Consider the following 13052-nt stretch of genomic DNA (forward strand, 5'->3'; position numbering starts at 1 on the left):
CACCAGAGCCACAGCCAGGGGCGCAAGGGGATACTTCAGCTTTTTCATAATGTACCCGACGACACCGAAGACGAGGGCCGCATCGCACTTCGGCAAACGAAAACCCAACGACTTGCACACTCCACGAACGTGGTTGACAAGCTTTGTCCGCGTCTCCATCAGTACCCGACGGCTTCGGATCACCACCAAACCCGCCTGACGCTGTTCACTATGGATCGCCACAGGGTGCAAAAGCTTCGGATCCGAACGGGCAAGACGAGCCAGCATCTCGGCGTCTACACGATCGCTCTTGTCATCGTTCTGGTAGATGCTACGAACCTTCCTGGGGTTGGCCAGAATCACCTCGTGACCAAGCCCCTCCAATAATCGGCCGATCCATGGGGAGTGTGTCCCCACTTCAAAAGCCACGCGGACTCTATCCATCTCACTAAAACGACGCCTTAGACCGTGAGGAGTCGTCGGAACCTTGCTCTCCTCTTCAACCTCACCGTCCATCCCCAAAACGCAAAGGTGACTGTAGCGATCTGATACATCCATTCCAACTACCCGTGTGATATTATTATCCATGGCCGGTACCTCCCGTGTCTTTGGGGCCTTCGGGACCCCGTTAAAAGTTGGGAGCTATTTTAGCATCCCGTTGACAGGTGGTACCGGCCTACTTCATCCCATCTGTGGTGAAAAACATCGTCTTAATAATAACCGCGCTGTTCCCCAAAACTTAAGCTTTCCTCTGCGTATCTTCGCGCACTCTGCGTTAAAACCGATCTTTAAAACAATCCGTAAATTGTTTCCCCACAAAACCTGCACTTCCCGTTCACCACATCGTTTCTCAATATCCGGTATCCGTACCGATCAATGACAAGTTTACCGCAGGAAGGACAGAAAGTGTCCTCCCCCGGGTCCCCGGGAACGTTACCGGTATAAACGTATTGCAGACCAGCGTCCAGTGCCGTCTCCCGGGCACGCTGCAGGGTCTTTACCGGGGTGGGCGGCAGGTCCTTGAGCTTGTACATGGGTGTGAAGCGGGAGAAGTGGATGGGGACTTCCTCCCCCAGTTCGGAAACCATCCATCGGCACATCTCCCGTATCGTGGTCATGTCATCGTTTAAATTGGGAACAATGAGGTTCGTGACCTCCAGGATGACCCCCTCTTCCCGCGTGGTCACGAGGGTGTTTTGAACTGCCCTCAGGTTCCCGAAACACACCTCCCGGTAGTACTTTTCGGTGAACCCTTTCAGATCCACATTAGCGCCGTCCACCACCTGGCATAACTGCCGCAGAGGATCTTTGTTGATGAAGCCGGCGGTGACCATAATGTTCCTGATCCCCCTCTCTTTCGCCAGAGCGGAGGTGTCATGGACGTATTCATAAAAGACAACCGGTTCCGAATAGGTGTAGGCGATGGAGGCGCAACCGGACTTTACCGCCAGTGCGACCGCTTTTTCCGGGGGCAGGTCTGTGTTGTTGGCGTCCTCGGGATCGGTCTGGGAGATCTCCCAGTTCTGGCAGAAGAGGCAGTGAAGGTTGCACCCTGCTGTGGCTACGGAGAAGGCTCCAGAGCCCGGAAGGAAGTGGAACATGGGCTTCTTCTCCACGGGGTCCACGTGCACTGCGCACACCTTCCCGTAGACCAGGGAATACAGCTTTCCCTCATCGTTGTACCTGACCCGGCAGTCCCCACGCTGGCCGGGGGCCAGGCGACAGGACTTCGGGCAGAGGGTGCACTCAACGGATCTCGGTTGTGTCAGCCCCAGCATAGTCTTTCCTGTAGTAGATCGCTTCAGTACGTCCCACGTTGCCGTGCTGGATCTGCTGCTTAAGAAGTTTCATGTCGACAAAAGGCAGGTCCGCTATCGGATATCGGGAGGTTATCTCCCGGTGCCAGCCCGTCAGGAGTACGAGCAGCAGCGTCAGTCCCAGAAGGAGGGCGGCGACGGCCGGTGGAAGTTGTCTATACCGTTTCATCGGCTTTTCCGTCCCCGGGTCTTGCGAACCTGCTCAAAATGGAAAGCAGCGTTCCTGTGGGACACATGGTATTGCACCAGAAGCGTCTTAAAAACATGGACATTATTAGAGTAAAGGTAACCATCACCCACATAATTGAGGTTAGCCTGAGGGAAAAAAGGCTGAAAAACGGTTCCACTTCGGTGAACCCTTCCCAACCTGTCCACGTTGCCAGGAAGAGGAGGAGAGCAAGTACCAGGCGCCTGATGTTGGGGAGGTGTTCCACGATACCGGGGGTGAAGTTCAACTGCCAGGGAGAAATCCGGGCTGCCAACTGCTGAAGGGCCCCGAAGGGACAGACCAAACGGCAGTATGCTCTGCCCTGAAGAGGCAGGGATATGAGGACATACAGAAAAATGAGGATCAGAAGGGTGTTTTCAGGGCCGGGCAGTTTAAGGGTCAGGATCCTGGACAGGGCAGAAAGAGTGAGGGGTGTGTTGAGGATAAACCCGATCCCCACCAGGTTGAGGACCATGACCACCTCCCTGAATGGTTTCCGCTTCCGGGCAAACCCTGCCAGCAGGGACATGCCCAGGAGCAGGGCGATTGTAATAGTCTTCCAGTCAGTCCACAGGTTTTTCCCAGGGATAACGGGAGGAGGCACCTCTATTCCAAACAGGGACCGGGCTGCCAGAGAGGAAGCCTCCCTGATGTCCCTGATGATCGCATGGGAGGATATTGTTGCCCCGGATATTGTGTCGATCTCAGGGAAGGGCCTGGAAAGATCCAGCCTGGTCATATCATCGATGAGGCCGGAATCGATGATCATGTTCATATAGTATGGTGTTTCCTTGTGCCGTACCGTAACCGCCTGGGTGATCCTGCCCTTTTCTGTTATTCCCACAGCCACGCCGATCTCTCCCAGATACCCCCTGACCGCAGGTGATATGGTATCTGTGACGATGATGGCTCCGATGAGTTTGCCCTTGGCATCGAGAGCCTTGAAGTGAAAAAAAGGTTCCTTGCTTTTTTCAGTGCTGGCTGCGTCGGGAAACACTGCCAGGAGGGTGCCGTTGGATAGAGGGTGAGGCGGCGCGAGGATGTCAAGAAATCCAAAAACCAGGCAACCGACAGCGATAACCAGGACAAGGACCCAGGTCAAGGTGGTCCATCTGGCCAGCAAGCCGGTTTCCTTATCGTAGCGGCCCACAGGCATCAGGTCAGTGTCAGGGATGGAATAATGGTGTCTCGTGTGTCCAGAGTCAGGAGCCGGTTGTATTCAGCCAGGGGGAATGTGTCTGTCAGGAGAGATGCCAGGGAGTCCCCGTAAAGATCTGATAGCTCGGTTAAATCTCTTACTGCCAACTCGAAGGCGTCCCTGCCGGCCTTGATGCTCCCGAAGATCACCTGATTTCCCACGACCATGCGTGTAAAGACCCGGTTTATGTCCACCTCCGGGATCTTTTCCTTAGAATCGTGATCGGGAACTCCGATGATCGCCATGACGGCGTTGGGGCCCATAAACGGCATCACGCTTATCATGTACTCCGGATCGCCGGTGGTTTCGAACAACTGTTGAAAGCTGTATCCGGTCTTTATAAGGCGCGGTATGGGTATGCGGGATGTGTTGATGTACTCAAGGTCGAGGGGTTCGAGGATCCTGGAGCGAATGTCGTCAGATTCTCTGCGGCAGAAGACGGTTAACCTGTAACCGTACAAGCTCAAAAGGTAGGCCATCATGATGCCGACCGATCCCATACCTGTTATCAGTGCGCTGGGAACGACATCAATCGACTCGTGGTAACAATAAAAATTGTACCGTTTGATTATCTGGATCGCCTCCTGGTGGGCTTTTTCCGCGACGCTTAAATGTGTCAGCAGCAGGGCAAGGTCCTCGAGCTGGGGCGGGATCTTGATCAGGTAGCGTCCGTGTACCGCCATAAAGTCCCTGGCAAAGCCGTGAGCACCCGAAATGCCTGAATCCTGGTAGCGATCGGGATGGGGGCATAGATCGGACCTGGCATCAATACAACGGCGGCAGTCCCTGCGGATCGTGGGTACCACGATATCCCCCGGTTCAAACTCCTTGACCATGGAACCGATCTCGACCACCTTTCCCACAGCAACGTGTCCCGGGATGATAAAATCATCTCCCTCCGGCATTGTGGCGCTCTTGTCTTTCAGGAGCAGGCGGTCACGGCGTGTGAAGGCAACCCGCGTGATCCGGACCAGTATCTCGTCGGCCTCAAGGGGCTGTATCGGGAAATCCACAAGGCGTATTCCACCGTCTGATGGGAAATAAGCGAGGGCTCTGGTGGTCTGGCTTGTCATGAAACTTATTATAGCAGGTATTGGTAGGGCCCGTGCACCTCGTAATCGAAAAAAATGATAACGGAGCTATATTAGGAGGTTGAATTTTTCGAGGTACCTTTCGACTGGACGAAGAATTCCGGATTCCGAATTGATCATTCCGAATCAAGGTCAAAAAAATTCTCAATCAGGAATCCTAAATTATCAATCGCTCTTGTTGCCATTTAAATTTAGATTCCCTAGTATGTCGCGGTATTCCCTAATATGTCGTGGCGTTCTCACCGTATCTTATATTTTCCATGATATAGGCCGGTGTGCTCCAGGGGCCTGCCAAAGGATCACTCCAGGCTTCCAGGCAACCCTATGGTCGGAGGTCCAGGTGGATTTTTCAACTGCGCGCAGCACTCTTGGTTTTTTCCTGATTGCAATCATCGGGTTGCTTGTCACACCGATTCCTGCCCATCCAGGGGAGACAGGCCTTACGCCCGTTCCGGGGGAGTATTCGAACCCTATTACCGTGACCTTCAATGTTCCTGAAGATACACACATATATTACACCCTGGACGGCTCAGAACCCAGTGGCAACTCATCGATCTTCAAGGGCCCGGTAGCTATTGAGGATGATACGGTTATCCGTTACTTTACTGTCCATTCCAGTGGTTTGCGGAGCAGTGTCCAGGAAGCGTTCTACCGTATCAGGCTCCAGAAGCCTTTCGAGGGCGAACTGAGGACTGTGGCAGAGCCTCCTGCTGGAATGAACTCAAAACGCGTCAGAGTCACGCTGTCCACCAAGGAAGGAGCGACGATCTATTACACCATCGATGGTTCCGATCCCTCCACCGACAGTAACAGTTACAGGATGCCCATAGTCCTTACAGTGGATACACAGTTGAAGTTTTTTGCCATGGACACGGATGGGTCCAGGGAGTCGATCAGGGAGGAGTTCTACAGGTTCAAGCTTGCCGATCAAATGCTGGACACGACCCCCCCCGAGGCCAGTATTACCCCCCTGCCGGAGAATTACCGCGCCGGGGATTTTATCAGGCTGACAGCCAATGAGAAATCGGAGGTCTACTACACTCTGGACGGGACAGAGCCCACAGAGGGGTCGGTAAAATACGAGGGTCCGTTCTGGCTGACCCAGAGTTCGGAGCTCAGGTTCCTTGCTGTGGACGAGAGCGGGAATCAGAGCAGGACCTACAGTGAGACCTTTCATCTTGATAAGGATGCGCCGTCATCTGAGGCATTTCCTGCAACCGGTCTTTACACCTCTCCCCTGACAGTGAAGATCAACGTATCAGATGCCGATGCCCGGACCCATTACACTATCAACGGTCTTCCTCCTACCACCAACTCTCCCCAATACATGGAACCACTGGTGCTCAGGAAAGATACTGTTCTCCAGTTTTTTTCCGTGGACCCCTTCGGCAACAGTGAAGCGTTAAAAAAGGAGACATACCTCTTCGATGATGCTGCGCCTGTAACTATTGCTGATCCTCCTGGCGGTGATTATGTTCCGCCCATAAACGTCACTCTCCGCACCGAGGAATCGGCCAGAACGCATTATAGCCTGGACGGATATGACCCTGACACGGAAAGTCCCATCTATTTTTCAGGTTTTTCCTTCAGCAGACCTGCCACGCTGAAATTCTTTTCCATGGACAGTGCCGGGAATAGGGAAAATATTCAGACTCACGAATACGGGTTGGTGAGTGGAGTATGGCTAAGGTTCGCCAGAGGAGTTTACCTGATACCCAGCATCACAGATGGCAAAACTTTCTGGATGGGATCGGAATCTGGGCTGGCAGTCTACCATGTCGGCTCAGGGGAAAGGGTTTTCATGGGGGAAGGGGAAGGGCTCCTGGGAACCAGTATCAATGATCTTGTTCTCGATGAGAAGGGAGACCTGTGGATCGCCACCGATCGGGGTCTCAATCACTTGCGCCCCGATGGAGGTTTTACACATTTTACCCGTGACGAGGGTCTGCCCGACAGGGAGGTTCTCTGCCTGGGAGTGGACAGGGATGGGAGCATATGGGCAGGAACCAATAAGGGGGTTTCCCGCATCAAGGATGGTGTTGTCCATGAGACTCTTAGAGCAGCGGATGGCCTGCCCCACGATACCGTCCTCTCCATTGCCGTGGACTACTCCGGTAATAAATGGTTTGGCACCATGAAGGGCTTGGCCAAATTCACAGGAAGTGAATTGCGGATCTATACCAAAGACAGCGGGATGATCAATGACGAGGTCCGAACTGTGGCCATTGATAAGGACTGGAATACCTGGGTGGGGACTCCAAGGGGTGTGTCTGTTTTCGACAGGGAAGAGTGGGTGAGCTTCACGAAAAATGACGGTCTTCCTGGAAACGCTGTCGTAATGGTTGCGCCCGACCCTGACGGAGAGGTGTGGGTTGCCACCCGAACGGGAGTAGCCCGCTATTCCAATGGAGAGTGGATAAAAGAGAATCCTCCTTGATCTCCTGGATCAAGGAGGATTTTGTGAACGGTTAACAGTGAATCGTGAACAGTAATTAAACGCAACCTGAGGGGCCAAACGGCCCCTGTTTTATTTTTTTAATTCACCCTTCACCTTTCACTATTCACGGTAAACGGAGCACTTTCAGCGAGGCTCCGTTTTCATCTTGACAACCATCTTTTCCCTGTTCTATAAAGTCAACTCTCACTAAACACTTTGGTACATGTTGTTAAACACTGCAGTTGTACCTGCCTCGGGTCAAACCGGGGTTTTCGAAAGTGTATTAACGCTATGGAAATCGGGAAAAAAATAAAAAGGCTCCGCCTTGCCAACGATCTGACCCAGGACGAGCTGGCTCTAAGGTCCGATCTGACCAAAGGGTTCATCTCTCTTCTGGAAAGGGACCACACATCCATATCCATCGAAGCTTTGGCCCAGGTGCTGGAGGTTTTCGGGTCCAGTTTGTCGGAATTTTTCAAAGATCTGGAAATGGGTGAGCAGAAAGTGGTGTTTCGTGCAGGGGACAGGGTGCTGGTCCAAGGGGAGGGAGAAGAGGAAACCATAGAACTTCTGATCCCGGGCGCACAGCGGAACATGATGGATCCCGTTCTGGTGACCATCGAGCCAGGGAAGGCCTCAACGGACAGCGGTCATGAGGGGGAGGAGTTCGGGATGGTCCTTTCCGGAAGCGTCATCCTGGAGATGGAGGGGCACAAGCACCAGCGTATAGGCAAGGGAGAGTGTTTTTATTTCAAGGCCGACAGGCCTCATGCAGTTGTCAACAGGGGCAAGAGAACCGCTAACGTACTATGGGTCGTATCACCTCCGGTTTACCACTAATCCGGGAGGCCGTATCCTTGAAAGGGATGAGTTATGAAATCACTGGGCAGGCATATACTGGTTGAGTTCTACGATTGCGATCCCGTGGCCCTGGACGATCTGAGCCTGGTGGAAAGGTCCATGAAGGAGGCTGCTGTCGCAGCCGGGTCCACCATCGTCGATTCTGTCTTCAGGAGGTTCGCGCCTCACGGCATAAGCGGGGTCGTGGTCATTGCCGAATCCCATCTTGCCATCCATACCTGGCCGGAATACGGCTATGCTGCTGTCGACCTCTTTACCTGCGGAGAAAAGGTGGACCCGTGGGCGGCACACGATCATCTGCAGGATGTCTTCCGTGCCCGTGACTCCGAATACAAGGAGGTGCCCAGGGGAGAGCTGCGAGTTCTGGGTGAAAACGCGTGTCACAAACCAAAGGGCAGTTTAGGCCCCGTTCCACACCAGGCAGGATGATGATCACTCGAATACCGGACGCCTATTTTTTTGCCAAGGGTGCATCCGAAGGATATATGCCTCTGAACGCTTTTGACGGTGCTCTCCTGGCTTCAGGTATCGGTAATACGAACCTGGTCAAAATGAGCAGTATCGTCCCACCCGGTGCCCGGCTTATCGAACCGGTTTCAATTCCCTACGGCGCACTTGTTCCTGTGGCCTACGCTTCCATCACAAGCAGTCTCAAGGGTCAGACCATCTCGGCGGCGGTGGCAGCAGCGTTTCCGGAGGATCGGTCCATGCCCGGACTCATCATGGAGTACAGCGCCACAGGTCCTTCAGAGGAGATAGAGCAGATCTGCTGTGATATGGCTGCCCACGGCCTCGGGATGAGAGGCCTCAAGGTTGGCCGTATTGAGAGCGCTGCGGTTTCCCATAATGTTGACAGTGTGGGAGCTGCTTTTGCAGCTGTTGTCCTCTGGACAAAAGATGATGATGTAGGGGTATAGAATTTTCCAGCTTCCTTGTTTTCCCTCCCCCACCCTTAATTTTTTTGTGAGGTTAGCTGAAATGGGCATTTGGTACACCGAAAAACATACTCCCCATTGCGGGATCACCATAGAGGTGAAGAAAAGCATCTACTACGGTGAGAGTGATTTCCAGACCCTGGAGATCCTGGACACTTTCGAGTTCGGACGGGTGTTGCTTCTCGATGGAGTGGTGATGCTTACCGAGCGCGATGAATTCGTCTATCACGAGATGCTGACTCACGTTCCGCTCAACACTCACCCCTCCCCTGAGAAGGTCCTGGTGATCGGTGGTGGAGATGGGGGGACGGCCAGGGAGGCGCTCAAACATCCACAGGTCAAGGATGTCACCCTGGTGGAGATCGACCGCATGGTGGTGGAGGCTGCTCTTACGCATCTGCCCGGCATCAGTGAGGGGCTCAGGGACCCCCGCACGAGGATCGTTTACGACGACGGGGTGCGGTTTGTTGCCGACGCTCCCCCGGGTAGTTATGATGTAATACTTGTAGACTCTACCGATCCCGTTGGCCCTGCCGAGGCGCTTTTTTCAGAGGATTTCTTTCGAAACTGTGCAAATGCACTTGGGCCTGATGGTGTATTCGCATGCCAGTCAGAATCTCCCTTTTACCATCTGCCCTTCATGGTCGATATATTCAGGCGGGTGGACGGGATCTATCCGAAAGTGGCGTTCTACCTCGCTGCTGTGCCTACCTACCCCAGTGGAAACTGGAGTTTCCTCATGGGTTCCAGGGCAGGGGGAACACCTTTTCCACAGTGCCGGGAGCATGTCCAACTGCAGACCAAATACTACGATCAGCACATTCATCTTGCCAGTTTTGCCCTTCCGCGGTACCTGGCTGAAGCCCTGACCAAATGAACACCCACCAGCGCTACCTTGGAGCGGACTGCAGCGTCGATGAAGCCGATGTCGTATTGGTAGGGGTTCCCTTTGATGGCACCGCAAGTTTCAGGCCTGGAGCCCGTTTCGGGCCTCAGGGGGTCCGGTTCTGGTCTGATGCTCTGGAGACCTACAGCCGTCCATTTAATGCCGATCTGGAGGATCTGAAGCTGGCTGATGCCGGGGATCTCCGGATACTCCCTGCTGATTGGCAAAAAGCTGCAGGAGCGATCCACGAGGCGGTTGAAAAGATCCTCCAGCTGGAAGCTGTACCGATCATGATGGGCGGTGAACACCTCATTACCCTTCCAGCAGTCGAGGCCACTGTCGCAGCGTTCCCTGGACTTGTTGTGGTTCACATGGATGCCCATATGGATCTGAGGGATGACTATGAGGGGATCAGGTTGTCCCATGCCACAGTGATGAGAAGGGTAATGGAAAAGGTGGGTTCTGACAGTATGCTGCAGTACGGGATTCGTTCCGGGACAAGGGAGGAATGGGCGCTATCGGAGGAAAATGACACCCTTCTCTCTGATCTTGAGACCCTTCCTGATATTATAGGGGACAGGCCGGTTTATCTCAGCATTGATCTGGATGTTCTGGATCCCTCGATCATGCCCGAGACAGGCACACCGGAACCAGGTGGAATATCCTTTTCCCAACTTCACAAGGCAATACTTGCATGCCGTGGACTCAATATGGTAGCGGGAGATGTTGTGGAATATTGTCCAATTCCCGGCTGGGGAGGCCCTTCGGGAGCTGTGGCTGCGAAGGTGGTGCGAGAGCTTATTTTTCTTTGTGCGGAAAGCCACCAGAATGCAGAACGCAGAACGCAGAACGCAGAATAAATATATAAACGTCAGACTAAAGCAAGTTTTCCACCATCGCTAATCTGTACTCAACAAAACTTTCCAGAACCAACCCGTCCCCGTCCAGATAGAAACCGGATTGGACTTTTTGCGACTCTATCAAGCTTGAAGTGGTAAACGTAGATTACTTGGTTAAATATTCTCTTTCTGCGTTCTGCGTCCTGTGTTCTGGGTTCTGTATTTCAAAGAAGCTTTTCGATTCGTTCTATAAGCTCCTCCGGTTCGAAGGGTTTAAAGATATAGTCGTCTGCCCCCATGGCATAACCATTCGTTACTTCATCCTTAAAGGCTCCTGCTGTAACCATGATAATGGGGGTTGAAAAGATCTCCGGGTTATCACGGACAGCTTTGCACACCTCCAGTCCTGAAACCCCGGGCATATAGACGTCCAGCAGGATCAGGTCAGGTCTTTCTTCCACTGCCTTGTCGATGCCGCAGCGTCCATTTTCACAAAGGACCAGATCGTAATCGTCCCTCAGGATAAAGGTCATCATAATCCTTATATCGGGGTCGTCTTCGACCAGGAGGATCTTATTTTTTTTAACCATGGTAACAGACCCTTTTTCAGCTGACTCAAATGGGGGGTTTGAAAGGATGTTATATCTGGAATAAATTGAACAACATTTTTACCCATAACGTCAAGATTTCAAGCTGTTATAGTGGAGATTTTAATGCTCAAGACATACGCAAAGAAATGATATAACATTATCGAAGTTTTTGAAAATTTCATAGGACTCGGGATGCCGTAAAGTGTCAGGTAAAGGTGTGCTCTGGTTTTGCTGCAAGGATGATCTGGTATGTCAAGGTCGGTTTGGCAACTGTCTGGATAAGAAATCGGGGTTTGGTTGTCAACTCCCGAAAACAAGGCCCGCTGGACTAAAACAGAAGATTCAGGTGGACTGAAAATATGATCAAGGATCTCAGGATCCATGGCGAAATAGGAGGCGACAAGGAGTTTTTCGCTACACTCAGCGGAGACGGCCTGGACGGCCGTTATTTCCACGAATCCCTGGAAAGGGAGGGTGAAATCGTCCACCGTTTTTTTGTAGGTGGCAGCGAATTTCTGCTGGGTCCGGCAGCCCTGTCTCATTCCGGCAACGGAGGCAATTTTTGTCCCTACATGTTCGGTGTGGACGAGCCTATTGAGGACCTTGTCAAACAGGAGGTGATAAACCGTCTTGTGGTCTTTGGCGCGAGGCATGAGCCGAGCTCCAGGATCGTATTCTCGGATAGAACTTCCTCCAGTGAGGAGTACAAACAGATCTTCCTCAAAGGGCACGCGGTTTTCAACTATTACTTCTTTGTTCAGTACAAAGGCAGCGGCGGACTGAAAAAACAGCAGGAAGAGATCCTCAGGTCGCTGGGCAAAGCCCTCAAGAGGTTTCCGCTCAATCTGGATGAAGAGGATTCGCGTATTGTGGAGGGGCTCAAGTCGAGATGGTTCGAGCTCGCTTCCGTATTTTTCCTGCTCAAGGTGGTCAACCGCTCACACCTTAAATTTTACCGAAGACTCGAAGAGATGTTCGCCGCATCCCAGACCCTGGGAGACGAAGAAAATGCTCTTTTGGGGGAACTTGCTGCTCGTCTCGCCATCGACCCCTATTCTCAGGAAAGAATGAAGATCGATGTTATGTACAGATATCCGGGCAACCGTCAGGTTGTGGAGGAGTACCGCTCCATACTGGTTGATATCAGGAGCAGGGACGAGATCCGGTTTGACGACCAGGCGCGCATTTCACGATTGCGGACAGTAGCTCTTCGAAAGGGAATCCCGGTAAACCTGCTCAACTCTTTAGATGAAAAGCTGCTGGGCGACCGGAAAATGATCGTCGCCGAGGAACCGGCTTATCTGGTCGAGATGAGGGGGGTCCTGGAAACCATCCTCCTGCAGAGCAGGCAGGTGAGCATCCTTCTTGAGAAAGAGGACCTGATAAAATTGCTCAAGTCAAAGCTCATCGCTTTGGAAAATAGGGATTCGGCCTTCGACCGGATCCTCATTGAAGTGGGAAAAGAGTGTGACGAGCGTAGCCGGGAAGCAGGGAATACTGTGGCCCTCGAAGAGTTCGGGAATATCGTCACCTTCTTCGACAGGTTTGACAATGTATATCACGTTGTCAATAGTCTGGGTTTCCACGAGGAAGAAAGGCTTCCGGAGGACAAACTCCGGAGCCTGATGATGAGCAAGAAGGTGTTCGATGATGTTCAGGAGAACCTTTTCCACGACCTTTTCATCGTCCAGATCCTGAAGAACCATTATCTTCCGCAGTACGGTAAAAAGAAGGTGGAGGCGCTGTTTGGCGGTATGTCCCATATCGAGACAGGTGATTTTTCCCTTCAGGACGTGCTGATATCCCTGGAAGATCTGGTCAGGGAAGAGCGGGAATACCGCATTGTAAAGACAGCCATGGATCGCTGGCTTAAAAAGTTTGGTCGTTCCCTCAAAGGGATCGAAGAGGAAACGTCATTTATTAACGATGTCAGGAAGATGCTGGTTTCCCGCTCGCTGGTACGTCCGGACGTGCCGGAATCGTTTTTCCGAAAGGCTCTCGAGGACCTGAAAATGGAGAGGATCTTTTTCGGTTCCGTGCTTCCCAACGCTATCAAGGCCAGGGATGCTGTCATCAGAAGCGAGTTCATCGACACAAGCGGTATGGATATGATGAGGATCGAAGAACTGGAAAGAGAGTTTCAGCAACAGTACCTTATCACGGACGAGGTCATGGATATTATCCGGAGTGATGGAGCCTGAGGAGGACACA

13 protein-coding genes are annotated in these 13052 nt (G+C 52.6%); 7 read left to right on the forward strand and 6 right to left on the reverse strand.

Annotated features, from left to right (window positions below; translation table 11 throughout):
- The 5 genes from P1S59_04960 to P1S59_04980 all read right to left on the reverse strand — a co-directional run.
- On the reverse strand, positions 1–567 hold a 567-nt coding region (locus tag P1S59_04960; protein ID MDF1525604.1), incomplete at its 3' end, for a transposase.
- Positions 568–767: 200 nt separating this feature from the next.
- The gene (gene amrS, locus P1S59_04965) at positions 768–1757 is read right to left on the reverse strand and encodes an AmmeMemoRadiSam system radical SAM enzyme (GenBank protein ID MDF1525605.1); all 990 of its coding nucleotides are present in this window, start codon (positions 1755–1757) and stop codon (positions 768–770) included.
- A complete protein-coding gene (locus P1S59_04970) occupies positions 1726–1965 on the reverse strand; it encodes a hypothetical protein (GenBank protein MDF1525606.1) in 240 nt (79 codons plus the stop codon). The genes amrS and P1S59_04970 overlap by 32 nt, the downstream gene beginning before the upstream one ends.
- On the reverse strand, positions 1952–3127 hold the full coding sequence (locus P1S59_04975; GenBank protein ID MDF1525607.1) for a 4Fe-4S binding protein: 1176 nt from the start codon (positions 3125–3127) through the stop codon (positions 1952–1954). The genes P1S59_04970 and P1S59_04975 overlap by 14 nt, the downstream gene beginning before the upstream one ends.
- Before the next feature lie 32 nt (positions 3128–3159).
- Positions 3160–4275 (reverse strand): alcohol dehydrogenase catalytic domain-containing protein, encoded by a 1116-nt coding sequence (locus P1S59_04980; GenBank protein MDF1525608.1) that lies wholly within the window; start codon positions 4273–4275, stop codon positions 3160–3162.
- A gap of 358 nt (positions 4276–4633) precedes the next feature.
- Here P1S59_04980 and P1S59_04985 point away from each other — a divergent pair, with 358 nt between their 5' ends.
- From P1S59_04985 to speB, 6 genes are all read left to right on the forward strand, one after another.
- Positions 4634–6730 carry a chitobiase/beta-hexosaminidase C-terminal domain-containing protein gene (locus P1S59_04985; GenBank protein MDF1525609.1) on the forward strand — a complete coding sequence of 699 codons (2097 nt, stop codon included), beginning with the start codon at positions 4634–4636 and terminating at the stop codon, positions 6728–6730.
- A gap of 291 nt (positions 6731–7021) precedes the next feature.
- Positions 7022–7570 (forward strand): cupin domain-containing protein, encoded by a 549-nt coding sequence (locus tag P1S59_04990; protein ID MDF1525610.1) that lies wholly within the window; start codon positions 7022–7024, stop codon positions 7568–7570.
- A gap of 33 nt (positions 7571–7603) precedes the next feature.
- Positions 7604–8020: an adenosylmethionine decarboxylase gene (speD, locus tag P1S59_04995; GenBank protein MDF1525611.1), complete on the forward strand. Its 417-nt coding sequence runs from the start codon at positions 7604–7606 to the stop codon at positions 8018–8020.
- Positions 8017–8508, forward strand: coding sequence for an arginine decarboxylase, pyruvoyl-dependent (locus tag P1S59_05000; GenBank protein ID MDF1525612.1), 492 nt, complete (start codon positions 8017–8019; stop codon positions 8506–8508). Before speD ends, P1S59_05000 begins: the two co-directional genes overlap by 4 nt.
- Before the next feature lie 61 nt (positions 8509–8569).
- Positions 8570–9403, forward strand: a complete 834-nt coding sequence (gene speE, locus P1S59_05005; protein ID MDF1525613.1) for a polyamine aminopropyltransferase — start codon at positions 8570–8572, stop codon at positions 9401–9403.
- Positions 9400–10272: an agmatinase gene (speB, locus tag P1S59_05010; protein MDF1525614.1), complete on the forward strand. Its 873-nt coding sequence runs from the start codon at positions 9400–9402 to the stop codon at positions 10270–10272. Before speE ends, speB begins: the two co-directional genes overlap by 4 nt.
- Positions 10273–10475: 203 nt before the next feature.
- On the opposite strand, the gene P1S59_05015 is transcribed toward speB, so the two are convergent.
- Entirely contained in the window at positions 10476–10841 is a 366-nt protein-coding gene (locus tag P1S59_05015; GenBank protein MDF1525615.1) for a response regulator, read from the reverse strand.
- 359 nt (positions 10842–11200) lie between these two features.
- On the opposite strand from P1S59_05015, the gene P1S59_05020 reads away from it, so the two are divergent.
- Entirely contained in the window at positions 11201–13042 is a 1842-nt protein-coding gene (locus P1S59_05020; protein MDF1525616.1) for a TIGR04442 family protein, read from the forward strand.
- Positions 13043–13052: the final 10 nt, after the last annotated feature.

Source organism: bacterium (assembly GCA_029210965.1).
Classification (GTDB): Bacteria; BMS3Abin14; BMS3Abin14; order BMS3Abin14; family BMS3Abin14; genus JALHUC01.

Excerpts from the sequence above, each read along its gene's own strand:
- P1S59_04980 (MDF1525608.1), bottom strand. The coding sequence starts at position 4,275 with ATGACAAGCCAGACCACCAGAGCCCTCGCTTATTTCCCATCAGACGGT.
- P1S59_05020 (MDF1525616.1), top strand. The coding sequence starts at position 11,201 with ATGATCAAGGATCTCAGGATCCATGGCGAAATAGGAGGCGACAAGGAG.
- amrS (MDF1525605.1), bottom strand. The coding sequence starts at position 1,757 with ATGCTGGGGCTGACACAACCGAGATCCGTTGAGTGCACCCTCTGCCCG.
- speE (MDF1525613.1), top strand. The coding sequence starts at position 8,570 with ATGGGCATTTGGTACACCGAAAAACATACTCCCCATTGCGGGATCACC.
- P1S59_04970 (MDF1525606.1), bottom strand. The coding sequence starts at position 1,965 with ATGAAACGGTATAGACAACTTCCACCGGCCGTCGCCGCCCTCCTTCTG.
- P1S59_05015 (MDF1525615.1), bottom strand. The coding sequence starts at position 10,841 with ATGGTTAAAAAAAATAAGATCCTCCTGGTCGAAGACGACCCCGATATA.
- P1S59_05000 (MDF1525612.1), top strand. The coding sequence starts at position 8,017 with ATGATGATCACTCGAATACCGGACGCCTATTTTTTTGCCAAGGGTGCA.
- speB (MDF1525614.1), top strand. The coding sequence starts at position 9,400 with ATGAACACCCACCAGCGCTACCTTGGAGCGGACTGCAGCGTCGATGAA.
- P1S59_04990 (MDF1525610.1), top strand. The coding sequence starts at position 7,022 with ATGGAAATCGGGAAAAAAATAAAAAGGCTCCGCCTTGCCAACGATCTG.
- speD (MDF1525611.1), top strand. The coding sequence starts at position 7,604 with ATGAAATCACTGGGCAGGCATATACTGGTTGAGTTCTACGATTGCGAT.